The organism is Massilia niabensis (assembly GCF_042655085.1).
Taxonomy (GTDB): Bacteria; Pseudomonadota; Gammaproteobacteria; order Burkholderiales; family Burkholderiaceae_D; genus Telluria; species Telluria niabensis.
In genome coordinates, this window is the sequence record NZ_JBHSMU010000015.1 from 1,172,811 (window position 1) to 1,194,299 (window position 21,489).

The following is a 21,489-nucleotide window of genomic DNA, read 5'->3' on the forward strand; positions in this document are numbered from 1 at the left end:
CGCCGCCGGTTTCGAATCATTTCGCGTCGTTCTGACTTGGTGCGGATCGAGATTGTTTCGTGATGCACCCACCCGGGACCCTTGTGACGGGGCGCCCGCGCCCTAGACTGAATTATCGCAATCGAGGGCGCATATCGTTCATCTGGTGCATATCGGGGATATCGCCGTCATTGCGGCACCCCGGCGGACAGGCATTCGCTCTTTGGCGTAACGCCTGTACCAAAGGCCTTTTCCGTTTTGTGAAGGAATAATCATGCGTCCTTTATCGCTCCTGCCTCCCGCCTGCCTGCTCCTGCTGGCCTCCAGCGCGGGCGCGCAGACCTTACCCTATCCGCAGCCCGAAGATCCATCCATGTCGACCGTGCAGGTGACGGCGCCGCCCAAGCCGATCCGGGTCAGGGAAGTCCAGGCCGAAAAGATTGGCGGATCCTATGCCATGTCGAACGGCTGGCTCCTGCGGGTACGCACCGGCTCACGTCATATCGACGCGACTATCGACAACCAGCGGCCGTTGCGCCTCACCGCCGTGGAGCCGTACAAGTTCGCCTCGCCCAGCGGCAACGTGATCATGGAATTTAACAAGGGCAACGAGGGCGACGACATGCAGATGAGCTATGTCCCCAACCCGCGCCTAGCCCAGGCCGTGGTGATCAGCTCCGCACCGATCGCACAGCGCTGACCCGAAACAGAAACGTCAACCAATACAGGTTGGCGTTTTTGCGCGCCTGAGGAATAAAAAGATTGGCGACCTGAACTCCTTGTGCGGTAGATTATCGGTTGTTAAAACGAAAATTAAATCATGCACGGCCCCAGCCCAGACACCAGCTATCCAATGCCTGGTTTCCCCCAGGTTTGTTTATTAAAAAACATCATCACCCGGCCTAACATCGAGGTCGGCGATTTCACCTATTACGACGACCCGGACGGCGCGCATAATTTCGAAAATAATGTGCTGTACCATTTCCCATTCGTTGGCGACAGCCTGCGAATCGGGAAGTTTTGTGCGATTGCGCGCGGCGTGAAGTTCATCATGAACGGCGCGAATCACCAGATGGACGGCATCTCGACTTATCCCTTCTTTATCTTCGGGAATGGATGGGAAGCCGCGCGGCCGGCCGATGGAGAATTGCCCTACAAAGGAGACACGGTCATTGGCAACGATGTCTGGATCGGCTTTGATGCACTGATCATGCCCGGCGTGACGATCGGGGACGGCGCCATCATCGCCGCGCGTTCGGTCGTCGCGACTGACGTGCCCGCCTACGCTATCGCCGGCGGCAACCCGGCGCGCGTCGTCCGCGAGCGTTTCGATGCCGACGGCGTGCGGCGCTTGCTGGACGTCGCCTGGTGGGATCGCCCTGTCGACTGGATCAGCAGGCACCTCGACCTTATTCGGGGTGGCGATATTGCCGCGCTAGAAAGCGCCGTCACAGCGCAAACAGAATGTCGCTGATGCGTTCGTAGATGGGGTTGGCGGAGGGCCCCTTGTTCGGCCAGTTCAGGACGTCGAAGTGGTCGTAGCCGCGGTAGTTGCCAAGGAAATTCCAGCTGCCCTTGACCGGCGTCCCGTCGAAATCGCGCACCGGATGCCCGGCAGGCGCGCGCATGCTGGCCGTGTTGACGACGCCGTCGTTGGCGAACCACTCGCTGTCGATGCGCACCCGCCCCGGCGCGCCCTGGGTGTAGCCGCCGATGCCGTGCTGGAGCATCGATGGCACGATCCATTCGCCGGCATAGGTCTTGTAGTAGGTGAACATGTCGGCGCGCGGATACTGGTAGCGCGAGGACTGGATCGGGGCGATTGCCCGGTCGGTGCCATTGCAGCACCAGGCGCCGGCCTCGGTTGCCAGCGTGCCGACCGAAAAATAATAGACGTGCGGCGAGGTGCGCGCCCAGCGGTTGAAGCTGCGTGCGCCGTCCGGCGCCATTTCCCAGTTGCGCAGGTCGTGCTCGAGCCAGTCGCGCAGGGGAGAGCTCAGCTGGGGCAGTATGTCGAGCACGGCGTCGCGCAGGGTGGAGCCGTTGTGCGGGCTTGAGATCGTCGTGGCGCTCCGTACCCAGCCGACCTTGCCGCCCTGGTACAGGTCGCCATCGCCTTCGCCGGGCGCGCCGTGTTCAAGCAGTTCGATCAGCGCCCGGATGGTCGTGCCGCCCTGGCTATGGCCGATCATGTGGATCGGGTGGCGCGCATCCCAGGCCGGGTACAGCGCCGGCGGATGGCCGAGCGGGTTCCTCGCCGGGTCGGCGGCCCAGCATTTGGCCGGTTTGCGCTCGGCATCTGCCGCTACCTCTGCGGCCGCCTCGGCTGCCTCGGCCGCAGCATGGCTGAGCCCATAGTCGACGCAGCCGCCCTTGATTTGCGCATACAGTTCGGCGGCGCGCTCGCGGTTGGTGGCGATCGACCCGACGGTGGCGGTATGGACCGTGCGCGGCCCCTTGTAGAGCTGCAGGTGAGTGGCGATGTTGGCATAGCCGCCCCAGTACAGGAAGCCGCTGCGGGGAAACTGGTCGGGACCGAAGCCGAGAAAGCCGTGCACCAGCACGATGGGATCGTTGTTGGCGGCGCGCGCACCTGCCGGCAACAGGGCCAGCATCAGCGCGAGCACTGCGCTCAGGGTCTGGAACGGCTGCAGCATGAGGAATACTCCGAGAGGTCGTCAGCCTCATATTGTCGGAGGGTGCGCGTCCATTCGGTTTGCGCAATGTCGGGTGTAGCGGCTGAGTAACCCGTCGGCGCACCAGAATAGTGCGTCGACGGGTTGAATGCGCAATCGAAACCGGTCATTTTGGCTGCGGTCCTTCAACAATGCGGCTCCAGTACGACAGTGGCATTTTCCGTGCAAAAATCCTCTTTTTGCTTCTGCAGACGGTGAGTCACCGTACTGAACCGTTACTAACGGAAGGCGTACAGTACAGCTTGAAAGGAGATGGCATGGCTGAAGACCTTTCCAAGGCGGCTGACACCCTCCATTCTTACACCGAGCGCATGCTTAATTTAAGAGGGCTGCGTTCGGCCAGAAGTGGCTCTGCGTAGCAGCCGGACGCGACACGCAGCAATTGGCAATGAGCAGGCCAACCAAACAATTAAGCAAACGAAGAAATTGAAGAAAACGAGCCATTTTGCCGTCACGCCATTGCGGCCCGGCACGAATGCCGACCACATGAGGACAATATGAACACTACCGCTCACGAAAAGCATGAAGCCGGAACCCGCGTAGCTGCCGCCGATTTGAGAACGAATGAGCAATTCAAAGTGTTGAAATCGAAGGCTTCAGACGTGCTTTCCTCTCCGTATGTGCGTGGCGCCGCTGTAGTGGGGATCGCGGCGGCGGCCTATGCTCTCGTCAGGCGCAAAAAAACCCGTATATCCAATATGGCACCAGAACGCGGCGACGAAACTGGCAGTATTCTAAGGGTGGGTAGTTATCTTGTATCCCTGGTAGCGTCAACCGCCTCGGCCATGAACAATGCCAGCGTCGACCCATCCGCGGCGGTTCAGAAAAGAACAGAATATGCTTCGACGCGTTTAGAGGACTGCAAATCTGATGTAAAGGACGCGGAACCGGCCACAAGCACGCCCCCGCGCCCACGGTTCGAGCAAACCTCAGCGAGCTGGATCGGCAGGCAGTGGCAAATAGTCGTGGCGGCAGCAAACGCATGGATGGATGATTACGCGCCGAGTATGGGTGCGGCTCTTTCGTATTACACGCTGTTTTCCTTAGCACCGCTACTGGTCCTCATCATCGCGATTGCCGGGATGGTATTCGGACAGGACGCTGCACAAGGAGCAATCATCGCGCAGCTTCAAAGCATCATGGGTAAGGAAGGAGCGACGGCTGTGCAGGGCTTGCTATTAGCTGCGCGTGAACCGTCCACCGGGATTGTCGCTAGTATCGTCGGCGGTTTTCTTTTGCTGCTAGGCGCAACTGCGATTTTCGCTGAACTGCAAACTGATTTGGACCGCATTTGGCAAGTGCCGGCGAAGGAGAAACCGTCGGGCCTTTGGGGTTGGTTGCGTAGCCGCGTATTATCCTTCGGACTGGTTCTCGGACTGGCTTTCATGCTGATGATTTCACTCGTCGTGAGCGCTGCGCTCGCAGCGTCGAGCGAATGGTTGAGCGGGGGGGCTGCAGCGGAAAGCATTTTGGCAAATATATTAAATTTCACCGCGTCGTTCGCCCTCTTCACAGTTCTGTTTGCGATGATCTACAAGATCATGCCGACCGCGAAGATATCCTGGCACGATGTTTGGATGGGGGCCGCGGTAACAGCATTGCTCTTCAACGTAGGCAAATCATTGATCGGGTTGTACCTCGCAAAATCGAGCGTGGCCTCGGGCTTTGGTGCAGCCGGCTCTTTTGTGATTCTCGTCGCGTGGTTCTATTACTCTGCGCAGATTTTCCTATTTGGGGCTGAATACACGTGGGTGTACGCAAACAGCAAAGTACAGGACGGTAGCCCTGGCCGCCGCTAATTACGAGATGGATTACGTCGCTCACCGGGAGTGGTAGGTAGGATCATGCATCAGATGGAGCAAGCATTCATGCTATCTGACAGCCGCAATTAAGTGTTGCCTGGTCAAAACGACCCGACGAGACCGTGCACCTGATCCGGAACGCCTTGTCCGGTCGGCGCGATGCGCTAGCGCGGGACGCCGATACGGGCGTGATTCGCCCGCATGCGCCGTCCCGGCGACCTGTCAGCGAGTAGGATCGGGTATTCGGAACATTGAGCTTTTAACAGACTATGGAACCCTGAGCGCAAGTCCATGGTTCGCGCGTGCTCATCCCTCTCGTAGAAGCTATCCCAGCTATCAAGGGCTGTCTGTTGGAGGTGAGCCAAGAGGTTTTGTCACGCGTACTTATTGTGCTTTTTGGACCGCGCGCGCCGGCGGGGCCGCCGTCAGCGCCGCGGGTGAGGCCGGTACCGTGCTGCCGACCGCACCCGGTGCATTCGGATCCGCCGGGGCCGCGATCGAGGCGGTCATGCTGGCCTTCTCGGCGGCATCGATGCGGCTGCCGTTCCAGACCACGTAATCGTCGATCGAATACAGCTTGCACGGCTGGCTGCTCTTGGCCGTGCAGGTGGCCAGCGCACGCGCTTCGGGCTCCTCGCCTTCCTCGGCCCAGGTCCAGGCGCCGCTCGGCGAGACCGCAAAGGCGCGTGGCGTCATCTTGGTCAGGTAATCGGCGTAGGCAAGGCGGCCGTTTTCCGACAGGAAGGGCACAGCCTCGATATCGTCGACGAGCGCGAAGTCGGTGCGCGGTGGGGTCGGCGGCGGCGGCACGTTGTGGAGCACCTCGGTCGGCATGCCGACGCTTTTCAAGAAACCCATCGTCTCGGCGAGCCAGACTTTTTCGCCGTCGCGGCTGGCCAGCATGCCGTGCGCGTCGCGCTTGAACGACGGGAACTCGACCAGGCGCGCGCGACCCCCGGCCTGGCTGTAGGCCTTGTGCAGGCGGTTCGCCAGGTCCGGGCCGAACAGGGAATCGTTCTCGCCGTACATCCACAGGCTGGGCACGCGGCTGGCGGCGCCGTACTCGGCAAAGGCCGATACCAGCGCCGAGCGCCAGGCGCAGCGGTCGCTGTCGTCGCGCAGGCCGCCGGCGAAATTGATCAGGCCACGCACGCCCGGCAGGTCCTGGGTGCCGAGCGCCATCGTTGCCAGGCCGCCATACGACTGGCCGGCCACCACCACATGCCCGGCGTCGACCCACTTCTGGGTGCGGGCGTAGTCCAGCGTCGAGCGGATGTCGTCGGCCTGCAGGTAGCCGTTGGCGGTCATGTCGCAGCCACGGTCGCGGTAGTGGCCGGTCGAGTTGGCGAAACCCTGGCGCATCGGCACCATTACCGCATAGCCGCGTTTCACGAAGGCGCTGGCCATGTGATAGAAGCGGTCGCGCGGCTGTGAACTCGGGCGGCCCGGGTCCTTGCCGTGGTTGATGATGAGCAGCGGGAAGGGGCCCGGCCCGTTCGGCTGGAACACGGTCGTCTCGAGCATCGCGCGCCCTTTGGCAGCGGGGACCTGGACGATGCGCTCGTTCATGCGGTGGTCGAGCTGAAGTTCCTGCTCGATCGCGATGCCAGGCAACATGGCGAGGCTGGCCAGCGCGGCAGTGAGGGCGGTGCGAAAATTGGGGCGAACTCTAAACATGGGAGACTCTGGAGTGCCTGCCGGTGCGACAGAATTGCTGCATGGAATAAGTTGATTCTAGGCACCCAGAAAGAGCAGAGCAATATCCGAATAGTCAATTCGGGAGGCAAATTTTCGTGTGTTGCCAAGATGCTTAGGCGCATCAATAACGAACGCGCAACGACGCCTCGGCAGACCCGTTAATTGGCATTTGAAAGAGGCAATATTGATGAGCCGGCAAGCCCAAACGGGCGTGGTATTGACGAGACAGGCTGTGCGCCGGCACGGCGGCTGCCGCTGAAAACCGGGCTGCTACAATCGCGCCTTTCGTTCCCCTTCGCCGATGACGCTGATCCCCACTCCCCGCCGCGCCACCTGCGCCGCCTGCCTGCGCGCGCAGCCGGCCTGCATTTGCCGCTGGGTCACCCCTGTGCGGTTTGATGCGGCATTGCTGATCCTCCAGCATCCGCTCGAGGTCGCCAACGCGAAGAACAGCGCGCGCCTGCTGCACCTCTCCGTTCCCGGCAGCGTGCTGGCCGTGGGCGAGGCATTCGACACGGCGCAACTCGATGCGCTGCTGCATGCGGACGGCCGCATCCCGGTGCTGCTGTATCCCGCGGCCCCTGGGGAAGCGAGCACGCCGGTTCTGCCGCCCGCCGCCAGGCTGCGCCTCGTCGTACTCGACGGAACGTGGCGCAAAAGCCGCAAAATGCTGTACCTGAACCCGGCTTTGCAGTGCTTGCCGCGGCTGGCACTGCGCGACATGCCGGCCTCCGGTTACCGCATCCGCAAGGCCCATGCGCCCGACCAGCTCTCGACGCTCGAGGCGAGCGCCCATGCGCTGGGACAGGTCGAGGGCGACATGGCGCGCGTTGTGCCCCTGTTCGATGCGTTTGAAGGTTTTGTAGAGCAGCAGGCGGCATTCGTGCCGCGCTTGAAATCTCTGCCATAGCGGCGTACCATACTGTATAAATATACAGTGATGGGTGCGCAATGGAAAACCACCAGCGAACAATTGACCGGGAATACAGTGCCGAGCAGGCGATGTTGCCGCCGCGTCCACTGGCCGCGCGCAAGGGCCGCGGCGCCGTGTCCAACATTCAGGGCCGGTATGAGGTGAACGGGCGCGAGGGTTTCGACGACGGCTGGGCAGCCACGGATGAGGGCGAGGACCTGCCTGCTTTCAAGACGCAGGTCACCGACGAGTTCGCGAAAAGCATCCTGTCGCACAACGCGTCGCCCGACATTCCCTTCAAGGTGTCGCTCAATCCCTACCGCGGCTGCGAACATGGCTGCATCTATTGCTTCGCGCGCCCGACCCACAGCTACCTCGGGCTCTCGCCCGGGCTCGACTTCGAAAGCCGCCTGTTCGCCAAGGTCAACGCCGCCGAGCTGTTGCGGCGCGAGCTGGCGCATCCGTCCTACAAGCCCGAGCACATCGCCATCGGCGTCAATACCGACGCCTACCAGCCCTGCGAGCGCGACAAACGCATCACGCGCCAGGTGCTGGAGGTGTTGAGCGAATGCGGACATCCGGTCGGCATGATCACCAAATCGTCCCTGATCGAGCGCGACATCGACATCCTGGCACCGATGGCTGAAAAAGGGCTGGCTTGCGCCGCGATCACCATCACCACGCTCGACTCCGAGATCTCGCGCACGCTGGAGCCGCGCGCTGCCGCCCCTGCGCGGCGCCTGCGCGCTATCCGCACGCTGACCGATGCCGGCATCCCGGTGAGCGTCAGCGTGGCGCCGATCATTCCGTTCGTGACCGAACCGGAGATCGAACGCATCCTGGAAGCAGCGCGCGACGCCGGCGCCGTCGGCGCCCATTACGTCGTGCTGCGCCTGCCGTTCGAAGTGAATCCGCTGTTCCAGGAATGGCTTGAGGCGCATTTCCCGGAACGGGCGGCGCGCGTCATGAACCGGGTGCGCGAGATGCGCGGCGGGAAGGATTATGACAGCGACTTTTCCAAGCGCATGCACGGGGAGGGCGTGTGGGCCGACCTGATCCGCCAGCGTTTCCATAAGACGGTCGACCGGCTTGGACTCGGCCGGCTGGAGGGGCGTTTCGATCGGTTGGACACAAGCCAGTTCCGGCGGCCGCTGGTGGTGCCGGCGGCAACGGGTACGGGACGCCGGGCAGGTGCGGCGCAGCTCGATCTGTTTTGATGGCGGCGTGAGAAACAGTCGCGCACGCAGCGCATCGAGTAGGAACGGGTTTTGGTGAAACGACAGCGAGATACTCTGGTCTAATAGCAAACAGACAGGAGAACGCAATGTCCAGCAAAGCGCCTAGTCCCGCGCCCCGTCCGCCGAACGGCCCGAGCACGACAGGGAAGCCTTCTGGCAAGGGGAGAGGGAACAATCCGCCACCAAAACAGTCTGGCGCGCCGAAACAGGGTTCCTGACTTGACAGAGCTGAGCAGCAACTCGCCGGGTGCAGGCCGCCGCTGGCAGCTGGAAGGTGAGTTGCGCGCCAAGCATGCCAGCTGCCGTGCCATGCCAGGTCGCGAGCATTGCTGCCTGGGGAAGTGCATTCCGCCAGCGTCTACTGACCCAGGCAAATCACCTTCGTCACATATTCATTCGCATTGCTCTTCTTGTTAGCGGCCCAGTCCGTGACTTCCTTGGCCTCGGCCACCGTCATGACCGTCGCTTTTTCCTTGTTCTTGATGAAGGAAACGCCTTCGAACTTGCCTTCCTTGCTGCGCATGACCTTGGCAAAGACGGGCGGCTTCTTGTCGCCGTCGGCGATCTTGTTTTGCTGGACGAGGTAACGCTGGTCGTTGTTTTCCATTTGAATACTCTGTAAGTGGGGTGCAGGCACCATTTTACGACGCCGGCAGGGCAAGGCGTGGTGGCCCTGCTCGCTGGCGGTGTTGGCATCGCCATGCCTCGCCCTTGATCCAGGCCAGCGCGCGTTGCCGGTCCCGGAACCGCCCGTCCCGGCGGCCTGTCCAACTCGGATACCTGAACAGTGACAACGACAAGGAAACCAACATGAGGCCGACAGCATGGGCACCCGACTAGGCGAACTGATCGAACGTTTTGGCGGACAGCTGCAGGGCAGTGCTGACATCGAAGTCGAAGCCATCGCCCCGCTGGACCGTGCGGGCCCCTCGGACATCAGTTTCCTCAGCAATAGCAAGCTGCGCCCGCTGGCCGCGAACAGCCACGCCGCGGCGCTGATCCTGTCGCCCGGGGACGAACCGGAGGTGGCCGCCACCTACGAAGGCGCGCGCATCGTCACCGCCAATCCCTATGCCTATTTCGCCCGGGCCGCGCAGTACTTCGCGCAGTGGGTTGAAGCGGAGCGCTGGCCCGCGCCCGAACCCGGCATTCATCCGGCGGCTGCGGTGCACGACAGCGCCCATGTCGACCCAACGGCCCGCATCGGCCCCTGGGTCACGGTCGAGGCAGCCGCGGTGATCAAGGCCGGCGCCGTCATCGATGCCGGCTGCTATATCGGGCGCGAGGCGGTCATCGGCGAAGGCACGCACCTGTTCGCCAACGTGACCTTCCATGCGCGCTGCATCATCGGTGCGCGCGGGATCATCCACTCGGGCGCGGTCATCGGCGGCGACGGTTTCGGCTTCGCGGTAGACAGTGGCGCCTACATCAAGATCCCGCAGACCGGGCGCGTGGTCATCGGCGACGATGTGGACATCGGGTCGAATACGACGGTCGACCGGGGTGCGCTCGACGACACCGTCATCGAAGACGGGGTCAAGCTCGACAACCAGATCCAGATCGGCCACAACTGCCATATCGGCGCACATACGGCCATGGCCGGCTGCGTCGGCGTGGCAGGCAGCGCCAGGATCGGCAAGCACTGCACCTTCGGTGGCGCCGCCATGATCAACGGCCACATCGAGATCGTCGACAATGTGCACGTTACGGCGGCAACGATGGTGCCGAACTCGATTACCGAGCCGGGACGGTACACGGGCTATTTCCCGGTTGCCAGGAATGCCGACTGGGAACGCGTCGCTGTACTCGTACGCAACCTCTCCACCATGCGCGAAAAAGTCCGTGCGCTGGAAAAGGCGGTGAAAGCGCTGACAGCAGAGAAATAGCGCCGGCCAGGCGTGGAATGCCTTGGCTAAGCACCATGGCGTCGCCGCTTGCCCCGTTCACGACCGCTGCGGTCGAGAGCGTGCATCTACGATGGCACGACGGACGCGCTCGCTAGTCGCGCCAAGCCGTATACAGACAGGATAATGAGCACGTACTTCAACCAGCGGCTGCACTGCATGCGGCGCCGTTCGATTCTCGGTTCCATTTTTTCCTCCTGTTCAGCTTATGTGCTCCGTCAACATGTCTTGAGGAAAAAGCTGCTAGACAAGAGGCACATGACTCAGCTTAGGCATTCAGCCGAGTCTGCTTACTGGGGAAGGTCAAACAATCGTGCGGGCGCCCGGTAATAGCAAGGCCCTTAGCCCGCCGGCAACGCGGCCAGGTGCCGCTCGATCTCGAACACGTGTGGATCAGGTTTCCCCAGCTCGCGCAGCGCTTTCGCCAGCTCCAGCAGGTATTCGCTGTTCGGGCCGCTCGGGCCGCGCGCGGTGGCGATCTGGCGGGCAATGTCCAGTTCGCTCGCCGGGCCGAGGAAGGCCTCGTTCTCGTGGGTGGCGATGTACACCAGTCCCTCGGCGCTGCTGCCGTCGTCGAAAGCGATGTCGGTCGCCAGGCGCAGGTAGCCGTTCTTTTCGCGGTGATCGAGGTGCGCGAATTCCTCGGGCGTCACCAGGTAGGCCATGCCATGGCACAGCGCGCCATTTTCCGGCACCAGCGTGACGACGCGGCCCGGCGCCGTTTCGGTGCCGCGGTGGTCGTGCGAGCCCTGCCAGAAGCGGCGGCTCCAGCCGCGGATGGCGGCGGGGCGCCGTTCGATATAGGGAAAGTCGGCCTTGAAGATCAGGGAGCCGTAGCCGAACAGCCAGACACGATGGTGGCCGTCGAATTTGTCCATGCGCCGGTTGAGCGCAATGGTGTTATGGGACATCTGGGAAACTCCGGCAAGAATCGATTCGCACGATTCTAGCGCAGGGCGCACGCCGCTGCAGGCAGCGCCCGTCAGTCTTCCTGCAGCCGCGCCAGGACCCGTTTCTCCTCCACGTACGGGAACAGGAAGTCGATGAAACTCTCGGCCGCCGGCGACAGCGAGCGCCCGGCGCGCGTGTAGACAAAGAAGCGGCGGGTGAGCACCGGTTCCTCGAGCGGACGCATACGCAGGCGGTAGAGCTGGGCCAGCGGCTGCGCGTACGGCAGGCAGACGGTAATGCCGAGACCGGCGCTGACCATCGCCAGCGCCGTGCTCATGAAGGTCACCTCGTTCGCGGGTTTTAACGGCACGTCGCGCAGCAGCGCGTGCATGTCGGCCAGCAGCCGCTCGGTGAACTGCCCCTGCAGGGCGATGAACGGGTAGCGCGCCACATCCTGCCAGGTCACGCGCTTGGCACTGTCCAGCGGGTGCCCCTCGGGAAACACCAGCGCGAAGGGCATCTCGAACAGTTCGCGCGCCTGCAGTTGCGGGATCGCCTCGCGTTCCGGGCCGATGCCGATGTCGGACTCGCCCGACAATACGCGGGCAATCACGTTGTCGACCGCGCTGTCGGCCACGCGCACATCGATCTCCGGATGCAGCGCGCGGTAGGCGGCCATCGCCTCCGGCACCAGGGTGCAGCACATCAGTTGCGGAGCGGCGATGCGCACCACGCCTTTGCGCAGCTGCGTATGGTCCGCCACGTTCGCCAGCGCACCGTCGAGATCATCGATCATCTGGCTAAATAGCGGATACAGCTCGCGGCCGATGTCGGTGAGCGTGATGCGGCGCGTCGAGCGGTCGACGACGCGGGCCTCCAGGGTTTGCTCGAGCTCCTTGATCAGCCCCGACAAGGCGGACTGCGTGACGTGCATGTACTGGGCAGCCAGGGTGAAGTTGCCGGTCTTGGCAAGCGCCACGAATGCACGCATCTGGCGCAGGGTGGGATTCATAAGATAATCCGATAAATCGGCCTGAAAATATTGTTTGTATGATAGTACGATTTGCTTTTTAATGGCGACACTGCGCTTTTTGCGAAACCGACAAGACGAAGGAAAACGCCATGAAACTCGCCTCACTCAAGACCGGCGGCCGCGACGGCACGCTGGTCGTCGTCAGCCGTGACCTCGTCACTTGCCAGGCTGTTCCCAAGATCGCGCGCACGCTGCAAGGCGCCCTTGACGACTGGGACGCGGTCGCGCCGAAACTGCAAGACGTCTACGACCGCCTGAATGCCGGCACGGCCGACGAGGCCGAGTCCTTCATCGAGATGGAATGCCATTCGCCGCTGCCGCGTGCCTACCAGTGGGCCGACGGTTCCGCCTACATCAACCACGTCGAGCTGGTGCGCAAGGCGCGCGGCGCCGAGGTGCCGGCTTCGTTCTATGCCGATCCGCTGATGTACCAGGGCGGCTCCGACCGCTTCATCGGTCCCTGCGACCCGATCGCCGTGATGAGCGAGGAGTGGGGCGTCGACCTGGAAGCCGAGGTGGCGGTCGTCACGGGCGACGTGCCGATGGGCGCCAGCGCCCTGCAGGCGGCCAATGCGATCCGCCTGGTGATGCTGGTCAACGACGTCTCGCTGCGCAACCTGATCCCGAACGAACTCGCAAAGGGGTTCGGCTTCTTCCAGTCGAAGCCGGCCAGCGCGTTTTCGCCGGTGGCGGTCACGCCCGACGAACTCGGCGCGGCGTGGCTTGACTCCAAACTGCACCTGCCTCTGCTCGTCACGCTCAACGACGAGCCTTTCGGCAAGCCGAACGCCGGCGAAGACATGACCTTCAGCTTCGCCGAGCTGATAGCGCATGCCGCGAAGACGCGCGAACTGGGACCCGGCAGCATCATCGGTTCCGGCACGGTATCGAACAAGCAGGGCGGGCTGCACGGCTCGAGCATCGCCAACGGCGGGGTCGGCTACTGCTGCCTGGCCGAGGTGCGGATGTACGAAACGATCGAACACGGCGCCCCGAAAACGCCGTTCCTGCGCTTTGGCGACAGCGTGCGCATCGAGATGCTTGACCCGGACGGCGCGAGTATTTTCGGCGCCATCGACCACGAAGTAGCGCATTACCACGGGAGGAAAGAATGAAGCTCTATACGTATTTCCGCAGCTCCGCGGCCTACCGCGTGCGGATCGCCCTGAACCTGAAAGGCCTGCACTACGACGCGCTGCCCGTGCACCTGCTCAAGGACGGCGGCCAGCAGCGCCAGGAAGAATATCGCCAGATCAATCCGAGCGGCCTGGTGCCGGCCTTCCAGGACGACCGCATCACGCTGACGCAGTCGATGGCGATCATCGAATACCTCGATGAGCGCTTCCCGGCCGTGCCGCTGCTGCCCCAGGACGTTGCCGGCCGCGCACGCGTGCGCGAACTGGCCCAGATCATCGCCTGCGACATCCACCCGCTGAACAACCTGCGCGTGCTGCGCTACCTCGTGCATGAACTCAAGCTCGACGAGGACGCCAAGAACGCCTGGATCCGCCACTGGATCGGCGAGGGCCTGGCCTCGCTCGAGGCGCACCTGGCGCGCGACCCTGCCGCCGGCCCATTCTGCCACGGGGGCGCGCCGACCATGGCCGACTGCTTCCTGGTGCCGCAGGTGTTCAACGCCCAGCGCTTCGACATCGATATCGCGGCCTACCCGAACATCGCCCGCATCAACGCACTCTGCGTCGACATGCCGGCGTTCGTGGCGGCGCATCCGTCGAAACAGCCGGACGCCGAGTGAAACGGTAAGGGAGGGTAGGGATAGTTGTTTCCTTGTTGTAGCAAACTTCGTAGAATTGGTTTTTTTGCCAAGGGCAGGAACGATGAAACCTAGCGTCGCATTTGCTGCAGTCTGCCTCTCCCTATCGCTGGCCGCTCCAAGCCAGGCCCAGGCCGACCCGCTATGGGAAAAAGCCGTGCTTCAGGCTGCGCAAATGAAAAAGTGGGCGCCTGGGGAGGTGCAGCTGGTGGCCGAAGGCACGGCGGACGGCAAGGCCGAGCGCACGCGCGTGCGCCAGCGCCTGACCGGCTGGGAGAAGGGCGACCCCGTCTACGAAACCACGCAGATCGAACCGCCGCCGGAGGCTGGCAAGAAGCCGGGCAAAAGCCAGTTCGACATGAAGGGCATCGGCGAAATGAGCGAAGAGCTGCTGCGCTCGGACGCCAAGGTGCGCCGCCGCGACAACCAGCGCCTGCACGGCAAGTCGTGGACGCTGTTCGAGGTCGATCAGTCGAAAGGGCCGATGGACATCAAGGTGCGCCTGTGGGTGGACCCGGCCACGGGCGTGGCGCACCAGATGGAGACGACAGCGCACGGCACCATGATGATGGACATGAGCCTGTTGACGGCCTACCGTCCGCACCCGAAGGCGGGCAGCCTGCCGGCGCGGTTCGACTTCCGCATGAAAGTATTGGTGCCGTTCGTGGACGCTGGCGTGAAGATCGCCAGCGACATGGAGCGCTGGGTGCCGCGGCCGGCGGACACCGCCCCGGGCGGGGCGGGCGCCGCGCGGTAATGCCTCAGTGCTGGGTCGCCGAGCGATCCGGCTCCGACGGCGACGAGATTTCGTCGAGCGTGCGATCGACGTCGGCCGAGTGCTTGGTCGCCACGTCGCCGAGCGACACGATGCCGACGATCTGACCGGAATCGTCGAGCACGGGGATGCGCCGGACCTGGACATCGGCCATCTGGTCGAGGACGTCCTGGACGCTCTGGTCGGTGGTGCAGGTGCGCACGTCGGTGCTCATCACGTCGGTCACCTTGGTGGTGCCCGGGTCCTGGCCGACAGCGACCGAGCGCACGGTGATGTCGCGGTCGGTGATCATGCCGACCAGTTTGTCGCCGTCGGTGACGGGAATGGCGCCGACGTTCAGTTCATCCATCAATTGCGCGGCGCGCTGCACCGTTTCCTGCGGCGAAATGGTTTGCACGTCACGGGTCATCACATCCTGGATGGTTTGCATTGCTGTCTCCTTGTTGATTGGTTGACGAACACACGGAAAATCCGGCCCTCATCATGCCTTGAACCGCCGTTTCGGCTCGCTAGATTGAGGCGCGGAATCATTCCTGCTGCGCGGACCGTGCAAAGGTACAATCCGCTTCTTTTTTTTCGCCGCCCGCCATGACCAATCCGACCGTACCCGACTCATTTCTCGACATGCTGGCCCTTGCCGATCCATCCTGGCGGCCGCACCTGGTGCGTGGCCTGGAAGCGGTCGCGCAGGCCAGTCCGGGCTACCTGCCGGCGCTCGCCGTCGATGATTATTTGCCGACCCAGGGCCGCCTGTTCGCCGCATTTGCCCAGCCGCTAGAGAAGGTGCGCTACGTGCTGGTGGGGGAGGGGCCGTATCCACGCGCCGACAGTGCGACCGGGGTCTCCTTCATGGATGGCGCCGTTGGCGAATTGTGGAGCGAGGGTGGATTGTCGAAACCGGTCAACCGGGCGACCTCGCTGCGCAACTTCATGAAGATGCTGCTGGTGGCGAGCGGGCAATTGCAGCCGGGTGCGACGGGCGGTGCGGCGCTGGCGCCGGTGGCGGCCGCGGCCCGCACTAACGGGGCCATCCGGACGCTGGCGCAGTTGCAGGACAACCTGGTCGGGGAAGGCTTCCTGCTGCTGAACGCGGCGCTGGTGTTTCGCAAGCACGTGGCGCCGGCGATCGATGCCCGGGCCTGGCTGCCCTTCCTGCAAACCGTGCTGGCGGTGCTGGGCGAACGCGCCGCGCCGCCGACACTGGTGCTATGGGGGAAGATCGCCGAGCAGTTGGCGAAATTGCCAGAGACGGCGCGCTTTCCGCAGGCGGCAGCCGAGCATCCGTACAACCTGTCGTTCATCGAGCACCAGGGGATGCGCGCGCTGTTCGGGCCGATGCGCTTGCTGGAGGCGAGGTAGACGTGGCCCGCTGATACGCGCTGTGTGCACCGCACAAAAACGGCAGCCGGCAGGGTGGCGGTTTTGGGGCCCTCCAAGACAAACCCCACCGTTTTTGCTATACTTGACTAAATCATTCAACTACTACGGTCTTTGTGCATCAGCATCGCAGACCGGGAAAAGTGAATGAGAAGTGAACGAGAGCAATATTCTAACATTACCGGGGTTGTGATGCGTCTGACCACCAAAGGCCGTTTTGCTGTCACTGCGATGATCGATCTTGCCCTGCGCCAGGGCAATGGTCCCGTCACGCTGTCGGGCATCAGCCAGCGCCAGGCGATTTCGCTGTCCTACCTGGAGCAGCTGTTCGGCAAGCTGCGCCGCCATGCGATCGTCGAGTCGATCCGCGGCCCGGGCGGCGGATACAGCCTGGCGCGCCCCGCAAGCAAGGTGACGGTGGCCGATATCATCATCGCGGTCGACGAGCCGCTGGACGCGACCCAGTGCGGTGGCAAGGAAAACTGCCACGGCTCCGATACCGCCAGCGGTATCCGATGCATGACGCACGACCTGTGGACCACGCTTAATTCGAAGATGGTCGATTACCTGGACTCGGTTTCCCTGCAAGACCTGGTCGACCAGCAGAAGCAGAAAGAACAGAACGTCGTGGTGGTGCACCGCACGACGCCCGCCGCTACGAGCGCATGAAAAAATTCTCCATGGCGGCGTTGCATTCGTCTCGCCGTACTAGCGTACTGTCTTCGACGATGCGCCTTGCCCTGGAGTTTTTTTCAAACGCTCTACTAGTGTACAAAACTGAGCAAAACTGGAGTTACTGATGAACGCGCCTTTGGACAAAAAAATCGAGCAGAGCTTCGTGACTGCGCCGCATTTCCCGATCTACATGGATTACTCGGCCACGACGCCGGTCGATCCCCGCGTTGCCGACAAGATGATCCCGTTCCTGCGCGAGCAGTTCGGTAATCCCGCCTCGCGCAGCCACATGTACGGCTGGTCGGCCGAAGCCGCCATCGAAGAGGCACGCGGCCATGTTGCGGCCCTGGTCGGCGCCGATCCGCGCGAAATCATCTGGACCTCGGGCGCGACCGAGTCGAACAACCTGGCATTGAAGGGTGCGGCCAACTTCTACAAAACGAAGGGCAAGCACATCATTACGGTCAAGACCGAGCACAAGGCCGTGCTCGACACCGTGCGCGAGCTGGAACGCCAGGGTTTCGAGGCGACCTATCTCGAGCCGCAGGACAATGGTCTGATCACGATCGAGCAGCTGGCAGCGGCGATCCGCCCGGACACGATCCTGGTCTCGGTCATGCTGGTCAATAACGAGATCGGCGTGATCCAGCCGATCGACGCGATCGGCGAACTGTGCCGTTCGAAAGGCATCATCTTCCATTGCGACGCCGCGCAGGCAACCGGCAAGGTCCACATCGACCTGGAAAAGACGAAGTGCGACCTGATGACCTTCACGGCGCACAAGACCTACGGCCCGAAGGGCGTTGGCGCCCTGTACGTGCGTCGCAAGCCGCGCATCCGCCTCGAGGCGCAGATGCACGGCGGCGGCCACGAGCGCGGCCTGCGTTCGGGCACGCTGCCGACCCACCAGATCGCCGGCATGGGCGAAGCCTTCCGTCTTGCGAAGATCGAGATGGACGCCGAACTGGTGCGCGTGAAAGCGCTGCGCGACCGCCTGGCAAAAGGCCTGATGGAGATCGAAGAGGTCTACATCAACGGCGACATGGAACACCGCGTGCCGCACAACCTGAACGTCTCGTTCAACTATGTCGAAGGCGAGTCGCTGATCATGGCGATCAAGGACATCGCCGTATCGTCCGGCTCGGCCTGCACCTCGGCCAGCCTGGAACCGTCGTACGTGCTGCGCGCCCTGGGCCGCAGCGACGAGCTGGCGCACAGCTCGATCCGCTTTACCATCGGCCGCTTCACGACCGAGGAAGACATCGACTTTACTATCGATCTGCTGAAATCGAAGGTCGGCAAGCTGCGCGAACTGTCGCCGCTGTGGGACATGTACAAGGACGGGATCGACATCAGCACGATCCAATGGGCAGCCCACTAATCCAAGAACGCATCAAAAGCAGAACAGGAGCACTACCATGGCATATTCGGACAAAGTACTCGACCATTACGAGAATCCACGCAACGTCGGCGCCTTCGACAAGGGCGACGAATCGATCGGCACCGGCATGGTCGGCGCACCGGCCTGCGGCGACGTGATGAAGCTGCAGATCAAGGTGAACGAGCAGGGCCTGATCGAAGACGCAAAGTTCAAGACCTATGGCTGCGGTTCGGCCATCGCATCGAGCTCGCTGGTGACCGAATGGGTCAAGGGCAAGACGCTGGACCAGGCACTGGCCATCAAGAACACGCAGATCGCCGAAGAACTGGCGCTGCCGCCGGTGAAGATCCACTGCTCGATCCTGGCCGAAGACGCCATCAAGGCGGCCGTCGCCGACTACAAGACCAAGCACGCAACTGCGCAGTAAATCAGATTAGCAAGTAGAAACCAGCTGGAGAGGAACGCATGGCAATCACACTGACCGAAAAAGCGGCGAAGCACATCAACCGCTACATCGAGCGTCGCGGCAAGGGCCTCGGTTTGCGTTTCGGCGTGCGCACCACCGGCTGCTCCGGCCTGGCCTACAAGCTGGAGTATGTCGATGAGGCTGCAAGCGAGGACAACGTCTTCGAGTCGCACGGCGTCAAGGTCTTCGTCGACCCGAAAAGCCTGCCCTACATCGACGGCACCGAACTCGATTTCGCTCGCGAGGGACTGAACGAAGGCTTCCGCTTCAACAACCCGAACGTCAAGGACAATTGCGGTTGCGGCGAGAGCTTCCGTATCTGAGCCGCTGATGCAGAATCACTTCGAGCTGTTCCAGCTGCCTGCCCGGTTTGAGGTCGATATGGACGCGCTGGACGCGGCCTATCGCGAGATCCAGGGCCGCGTCCACCCGGACCGCTTCGTGAATGCGACGGATGCTGAAAAGCGCGTCGCCATGCAGTGGGCGACGCGGGCGAACGAGGCCTACCAGACGCTGAAGAATCCGCAAAAGCGCGCGCAATACCTGTGCGAACTGAACGGCGTCGACCTGCAGACCGAATCGAACACGGCGATGCCGATGGCCTTCCTGATGCAGCAGATGGAGTGGCGCGAAGCGCTCGGCGACGCGCGTGCGGCGAAGGATGCGTCTGCATTGGACGAACTCGACGTGCAGGTGCGCGGCGAGCGCAAGACGCTGCTGGCCCAGGTCGGCAAGCAGCTCGACGCGGGCGATTTCGACGCCGCGGCGCAGGGCGTGCGTTCACTGATGTTCCTCGATAAATTCGGGGACGAGGTACAGTACGCGTTCGAGGCGATCGAGGGTTAACAACATCGTCGGCGTGCGCCGACATGTCGCGACGTTGCGCTCGCAACGGCGGTTTCGAACCGCTCCGCCACCGTACCCACAAAATAACAACCAGGTAACACGAACATGGCACTTTTGCAGATTTCCGAACCCGGCATGTCGACCGCGCCGCACCAGCATCGGCTGGCGGTGGGCATCGACCTGGGTACCACCAATTCGCTCGTCGCCACCGTGCGTAGCGGCATCCCGGAGGTGCTCAGCGATGAAGACGGCCGCGCGCTGCTGCCATCGGTCGTGCGTTACCTGGCCAACGGCAACGCCCACATCGGCTACAAGGCCCAAGCCCACCGCACGACCGACCCGAAGAACACGGTCGTGTCGGTCAAGCGCTTCATGGGCCGCGGCCTGAAGGACATCGCCCACGCCGAAAACCTGCCCTACGACTTCGTCGATGGCCCCGGCATGGTGCAGATCAACACGGTTGCCGGCGTAAAAAGCCCGGTCGAAACCTCCGCCCAGATCCTCGCCACGCTGCGCCAGCTCGCCGAAGATTCGCTCGGCGACGACCTGGTCGGCGCCGTGATCACCGTCCCGGCCTATTTCGACGACGCCCAGCGCCAGGCCACCAAGGACGCCGCCCAGCTGGCCGGCCTGAACGTGCTGCGCCTGCTGTCGGAGCCGACCGCAGCCGCCATCGCCTATGGCCTCGACCATGGCTCGGAAGGCGTCTACGCTGTGTATGACCTCGGCGGCGGCACCTTCGACATCTCGATCCTGAAGTTATCAAAAGGCGTGTTCGAAGTACTGTCCACCGGCGGTGACTCGGCCCTGGGCGGCGACGACTTCGACCACCGCCTGTTCTGCTGGATCCGCGAGCAGGCCAAGCTGGCCCCGCTGTCGGAAGAAGACACGGCCACGCTGATGGTGAAAGCGCGCCAGGCCAAGGAACTGCTGTCGACCGACGACGAAACGACGGTCGAGGCGATCCTGAAGTCGGGCGAGATCGTGCAAGTTAAAATCACGGCCGCCACCTTTGCCGAGATCACGAAGCACCTGGTCGCCAAGACCATGACCGCGATCAGGAAAGCCATGCGCGACGCCGACGTGTCCGTCGAAGACGTCGACGGCGTGGTGATGGTCGGCGGCGCCACGCGCATGCCGACCGTGCGCCGCGCGGTGACCGACTTCTTCCACACCATCCCGCACGCGAACATCGACCCGGACAAGGTCGTCGCCCTGGGCGCCGCGATCCAGGCGAACCTGCTGGCCGGTAACCGCGCCGCGGGCGACGACTGGCTGCTGCTCGACGTGACCCCGCTCTCGCTCGGCATCGAGACGATGGGCGGCCTGGTCGAGAAGATCATCCCGCGCAACTCCACCATTCCCTGCGCGCGCGCGCAGGAATTCACGACCTTCAAGGATGGGCAAACGGCCCTGGCCGTGCACGTGGTGCAGGGCGAGCGCGAACTGGTCTCGGACTGCCGCTCGCTGGCCCGTTTCGAGCTGCGCGGCATCCCGCCGATGGCGGCCGGCGCCGCGCGCATCCGCGTGACCTACCAGGTCGATGCGGACGGGCTGCTGTCGGTGTCGGCGCGCGAGACGCGCTCGGGCGTGGAAGCCTCGATCACGGTCAAGCCGTCCTACGGCCTGGGCGACGACGAGGTGGCGCGCATGCTGCAGGACTCGTACAGCTCGGCCGAGCTCGACATGCAGATGCGCGCGCTGCGCGAAGAGCAGGTCGAAGCCGAGCGCATCCTGCTGGCGACCCAGTCGGCGCTCGCTACGGACAAGGATTTGCTGAGCGACGACGAGCAGCTTTCCGTGGCGGCGCTGGTGCAGGGCGTGGTTGACGCGATCGCCTATTCGAACGATACGGCCGTGGAAGCGGGCCTGCGCCAGAATGCCTTGCACGACGCCGTGCACGCGCTGGCCGACGGCACCGAGGAATTCGCCGCGCGGCGCATGGACAAGAGCGTGCGCAGCGCGCTGGCGGGCAAGTCGCTCGACGAGGTGTGATCGTAGGGTGGACGGGTTCCCGTCCACGCGTTCAACACCGCCCGAA

Annotated in this window: 22 protein-coding genes; 16 read left to right on the forward strand and 6 right to left on the reverse strand. The window is 63.2% G+C overall.

The genetic code is table 11. The features are described 5' to 3' along the window. The first annotated feature begins 253 nt into the window (after window positions 1-253). The gene (locus ACFPN5_RS19630) at window positions 254-679 is read left to right on the forward strand and encodes a hypothetical protein (RefSeq protein ID WP_379785478.1); all 426 of its coding nucleotides are present in this window, start codon (window positions 254-256) and stop codon (window positions 677-679) included. 120 nt (window positions 680-799) lie between these two features. After that, complete coding sequence (locus tag ACFPN5_RS19635) at window positions 800-1,453, forward strand: CatB-related O-acetyltransferase (protein ID WP_379785479.1); 654 nt, start codon at window positions 800-802, stop codon at window positions 1,451-1,453. On the opposite strand, the gene ACFPN5_RS19640 is transcribed toward ACFPN5_RS19635, so the two are convergent. Next, complete coding sequence (locus tag ACFPN5_RS19640; RefSeq protein ID WP_379785480.1) at window positions 1,428-2,636, reverse strand: esterase/lipase family protein; 1,209 nt, start codon at window positions 2,634-2,636, stop codon at window positions 1,428-1,430. The two genes, ACFPN5_RS19635 and ACFPN5_RS19640, sit on opposite strands and share 26 nt — an antisense overlap. A 536-nt stretch (window positions 2,637-3,172) precedes the next feature. Between ACFPN5_RS19640 and ACFPN5_RS19645 the strand changes: the two genes are divergently transcribed. Then, window positions 3,173-4,474 (forward strand): YihY/virulence factor BrkB family protein, encoded by a 1,302-nt coding sequence (locus ACFPN5_RS19645; protein WP_379785481.1) that lies wholly within the window; start codon window positions 3,173-3,175, stop codon window positions 4,472-4,474. 387 nt (window positions 4,475-4,861) lie between these two features. On the opposite strand, the gene ACFPN5_RS19650 is transcribed toward ACFPN5_RS19645, so the two are convergent. Further along, entirely contained in the window at window positions 4,862-6,154 is a 1,293-nt protein-coding gene (locus ACFPN5_RS19650; RefSeq protein ID WP_379785482.1) for a dienelactone hydrolase family protein, read from the reverse strand. A 322-nt stretch (window positions 6,155-6,476) separates the two neighbouring features. Here ACFPN5_RS19650 and ACFPN5_RS19655 point away from each other — a divergent pair, with 322 nt between their 5' ends. Together ACFPN5_RS19655 and ACFPN5_RS19660 are read left to right on the forward strand one after the other, a co-directional pair. Continuing rightward, window positions 6,477-7,085 (forward strand): tRNA-uridine aminocarboxypropyltransferase, encoded by a 609-nt coding sequence (locus tag ACFPN5_RS19655; RefSeq protein ID WP_379785483.1) that lies wholly within the window; start codon window positions 6,477-6,479, stop codon window positions 7,083-7,085. A gap of 92 nt (window positions 7,086-7,177) precedes the next feature. Continuing rightward, the gene (locus ACFPN5_RS19660; RefSeq protein ID WP_379785746.1) at window positions 7,178-8,305 is read left to right on the forward strand and encodes a PA0069 family radical SAM protein; all 1,128 of its coding nucleotides are present in this window, start codon (window positions 7,178-7,180) and stop codon (window positions 8,303-8,305) included. 379 nt (window positions 8,306-8,684) lie between these two features. Here ACFPN5_RS19660 and ACFPN5_RS19665 read toward each other — a convergent pair whose 3' ends face one another. Next, window positions 8,685-8,933: a hypothetical protein gene (locus ACFPN5_RS19665; protein ID WP_379785484.1), complete on the reverse strand. Its 249-nt coding sequence runs from the start codon at window positions 8,931-8,933 to the stop codon at window positions 8,685-8,687. A 217-nt stretch (window positions 8,934-9,150) separates the two neighbouring features. On the opposite strand from ACFPN5_RS19665, the gene lpxD reads away from it, so the two are divergent. Continuing rightward, window positions 9,151-10,212 carry a UDP-3-O-(3-hydroxymyristoyl)glucosamine N-acyltransferase gene (lpxD, locus tag ACFPN5_RS19670; protein ID WP_379785485.1) on the forward strand — a complete coding sequence of 354 codons (1,062 nt, stop codon included), beginning with the start codon at window positions 9,151-9,153 and terminating at the stop codon, window positions 10,210-10,212. 359 nt (window positions 10,213-10,571) lie between these two features. On the opposite strand, the gene ACFPN5_RS19675 is transcribed toward lpxD, so the two are convergent. Both ACFPN5_RS19675 and ACFPN5_RS19680 read right to left on the reverse strand, forming a co-directional pair. Next, window positions 10,572-11,141, reverse strand: coding sequence for a gamma-glutamylcyclotransferase (locus ACFPN5_RS19675; protein WP_379785486.1), 570 nt, complete (start codon window positions 11,139-11,141; stop codon window positions 10,572-10,574). 71 nt (window positions 11,142-11,212) lie between these two features. Then, window positions 11,213-12,133 carry a LysR family transcriptional regulator gene (locus ACFPN5_RS19680; protein WP_379785487.1) on the reverse strand — a complete coding sequence of 307 codons (921 nt, stop codon included), beginning with the start codon at window positions 12,131-12,133 and terminating at the stop codon, window positions 11,213-11,215. A gap of 110 nt (window positions 12,134-12,243) precedes the next feature. Here ACFPN5_RS19680 and ACFPN5_RS19685 point away from each other — a divergent pair, with 110 nt between their 5' ends. The 3 genes from ACFPN5_RS19685 to ACFPN5_RS19695 all read left to right on the forward strand — a co-directional run bounded on the left by ACFPN5_RS19685 (window position 12,244) and on the right by ACFPN5_RS19695 (window position 14,685). Beyond that, window positions 12,244-13,269: a fumarylacetoacetate hydrolase family protein gene (locus ACFPN5_RS19685; protein WP_379785488.1), complete on the forward strand. Its 1,026-nt coding sequence runs from the start codon at window positions 12,244-12,246 to the stop codon at window positions 13,267-13,269. Further along, window positions 13,266-13,910: a maleylacetoacetate isomerase gene (gene maiA, locus ACFPN5_RS19690; protein WP_379785489.1), complete on the forward strand. Its 645-nt coding sequence runs from the start codon at window positions 13,266-13,268 to the stop codon at window positions 13,908-13,910. Before ACFPN5_RS19685 ends, maiA begins: the two co-directional genes overlap by 4 nt. Before the next feature lie 82 nt (window positions 13,911-13,992). Further along, window positions 13,993-14,685 carry a hypothetical protein gene (locus ACFPN5_RS19695; RefSeq protein WP_379785490.1) on the forward strand — a complete coding sequence of 231 codons (693 nt, stop codon included), beginning with the start codon at window positions 13,993-13,995 and terminating at the stop codon, window positions 14,683-14,685. A gap of 4 nt (window positions 14,686-14,689) precedes the next feature. On the opposite strand, the gene ACFPN5_RS19700 is transcribed toward ACFPN5_RS19695, so the two are convergent. Beyond that, complete coding sequence (locus ACFPN5_RS19700; RefSeq protein ID WP_379785491.1) at window positions 14,690-15,133, reverse strand: CBS domain-containing protein; 444 nt, start codon at window positions 15,131-15,133, stop codon at window positions 14,690-14,692. 158 nt (window positions 15,134-15,291) lie between these two features. On the opposite strand from ACFPN5_RS19700, the gene ACFPN5_RS19705 reads away from it, so the two are divergent. The 7 genes from ACFPN5_RS19705 (at window position 15,292) to hscA (ending at window position 21,443) form a co-directional block, all read left to right on the forward strand. Then, window positions 15,292-16,062, forward strand: a complete 771-nt coding sequence (locus ACFPN5_RS19705; RefSeq protein ID WP_379785492.1) for a uracil-DNA glycosylase family protein — start codon at window positions 15,292-15,294, stop codon at window positions 16,060-16,062. 210 nt (window positions 16,063-16,272) lie between these two features. Then, the gene (gene iscR / locus ACFPN5_RS19710) at window positions 16,273-16,749 is read left to right on the forward strand and encodes a Fe-S cluster assembly transcriptional regulator IscR (RefSeq protein WP_379785493.1); all 477 of its coding nucleotides are present in this window, start codon (window positions 16,273-16,275) and stop codon (window positions 16,747-16,749) included. Window positions 16,750-16,879: 130 nt separating this feature from the next. Next, window positions 16,880-18,136, forward strand: coding sequence for an IscS subfamily cysteine desulfurase (locus ACFPN5_RS19715; RefSeq protein ID WP_379785495.1), 1,257 nt, complete (start codon window positions 16,880-16,882; stop codon window positions 18,134-18,136). Between the two features lie 37 nt (window positions 18,137-18,173). Beyond that, a complete protein-coding gene (gene iscU / locus ACFPN5_RS19720) occupies window positions 18,174-18,563 on the forward strand; it encodes a Fe-S cluster assembly scaffold IscU (RefSeq protein WP_379785496.1) in 390 nt (129 codons plus the stop codon). Between the two features lie 38 nt (window positions 18,564-18,601). After that, window positions 18,602-18,925 (forward strand): iron-sulfur cluster assembly protein IscA, encoded by a 324-nt coding sequence (gene iscA / locus ACFPN5_RS19725; RefSeq protein ID WP_182989171.1) that lies wholly within the window; start codon window positions 18,602-18,604, stop codon window positions 18,923-18,925. Window positions 18,926-18,932: 7 nt separating this feature from the next. Beyond that, on the forward strand, window positions 18,933-19,448 hold the full coding sequence (gene hscB / locus ACFPN5_RS19730) for a Fe-S protein assembly co-chaperone HscB (protein ID WP_379785497.1): 516 nt from the start codon (window positions 18,933-18,935) through the stop codon (window positions 19,446-19,448). A 105-nt stretch (window positions 19,449-19,553) separates the two neighbouring features. Continuing rightward, the gene (hscA, locus tag ACFPN5_RS19735; protein ID WP_379785498.1) at window positions 19,554-21,443 is read left to right on the forward strand and encodes a Fe-S protein assembly chaperone HscA; all 1,890 of its coding nucleotides are present in this window, start codon (window positions 19,554-19,556) and stop codon (window positions 21,441-21,443) included. The last annotated feature ends 46 nt before the right edge of the window (window positions 21,444-21,489 follow it).

Bases quoted from the DNA above. Each gene is read 5' to 3' on its own strand.
- ACFPN5_RS19675 (WP_379785486.1), bottom strand. From the start codon at position 11,141: ATGTCCCATAACACCATTGCGCTCAACCGGCGCATGGACAAATTCGAC.
- iscR (WP_379785493.1), top strand. From the start codon at position 16,273: ATGCGTCTGACCACCAAAGGCCGTTTTGCTGTCACTGCGATGATCGAT.
- ACFPN5_RS19665 (WP_379785484.1), bottom strand. From the start codon at position 8,933: ATGGAAAACAACGACCAGCGTTACCTCGTCCAGCAAAACAAGATCGCC.
- ACFPN5_RS19650 (WP_379785482.1), bottom strand. From the start codon at position 6,154: ATGTTTAGAGTTCGCCCCAATTTTCGCACCGCCCTCACTGCCGCGCTG.
- ACFPN5_RS19685 (WP_379785488.1), top strand. From the start codon at position 12,244: ATGAAACTCGCCTCACTCAAGACCGGCGGCCGCGACGGCACGCTGGTC.
- ACFPN5_RS19700 (WP_379785491.1), bottom strand. From the start codon at position 15,133: ATGCAAACCATCCAGGATGTGATGACCCGTGACGTGCAAACCATTTCG.
- iscU (WP_379785496.1), top strand. From the start codon at position 18,174: ATGGCATATTCGGACAAAGTACTCGACCATTACGAGAATCCACGCAAC.
- ACFPN5_RS19660 (WP_379785746.1), top strand. From the start codon at position 7,178: ATGTTGCCGCCGCGTCCACTGGCCGCGCGCAAGGGCCGCGGCGCCGTG.
- ACFPN5_RS19705 (WP_379785492.1), top strand. From the start codon at position 15,292: ATGACCAATCCGACCGTACCCGACTCATTTCTCGACATGCTGGCCCTT.
- iscA (WP_182989171.1), top strand. From the start codon at position 18,602: ATGGCAATCACACTGACCGAAAAAGCGGCGAAGCACATCAACCGCTAC.
- ACFPN5_RS19680 (WP_379785487.1), bottom strand. From the start codon at position 12,133: ATGAATCCCACCCTGCGCCAGATGCGTGCATTCGTGGCGCTTGCCAAG.
- ACFPN5_RS19715 (WP_379785495.1), top strand. From the start codon at position 16,880: ATGAACGCGCCTTTGGACAAAAAAATCGAGCAGAGCTTCGTGACTGCG.
- ACFPN5_RS19630 (WP_379785478.1), top strand. From the start codon at position 254: ATGCGTCCTTTATCGCTCCTGCCTCCCGCCTGCCTGCTCCTGCTGGCC.
- ACFPN5_RS19655 (WP_379785483.1), top strand. From the start codon at position 6,477: ATGACGCTGATCCCCACTCCCCGCCGCGCCACCTGCGCCGCCTGCCTG.
- hscB (WP_379785497.1), top strand. From the start codon at position 18,933: ATGCAGAATCACTTCGAGCTGTTCCAGCTGCCTGCCCGGTTTGAGGTC.
- lpxD (WP_379785485.1), top strand. From the start codon at position 9,151: ATGGGCACCCGACTAGGCGAACTGATCGAACGTTTTGGCGGACAGCTG.
- ACFPN5_RS19635 (WP_379785479.1), top strand. From the start codon at position 800: ATGCACGGCCCCAGCCCAGACACCAGCTATCCAATGCCTGGTTTCCCC.
- ACFPN5_RS19695 (WP_379785490.1), top strand. From the start codon at position 13,993: ATGAAACCTAGCGTCGCATTTGCTGCAGTCTGCCTCTCCCTATCGCTG.
- ACFPN5_RS19645 (WP_379785481.1), top strand. From the start codon at position 3,173: ATGAACACTACCGCTCACGAAAAGCATGAAGCCGGAACCCGCGTAGCT.
- hscA (WP_379785498.1), top strand. From the start codon at position 19,554: ATGGCACTTTTGCAGATTTCCGAACCCGGCATGTCGACCGCGCCGCAC.
- ACFPN5_RS19640 (WP_379785480.1), bottom strand. From the start codon at position 2,636: ATGCTGCAGCCGTTCCAGACCCTGAGCGCAGTGCTCGCGCTGATGCTG.
- maiA (WP_379785489.1), top strand. From the start codon at position 13,266: ATGAAGCTCTATACGTATTTCCGCAGCTCCGCGGCCTACCGCGTGCGG.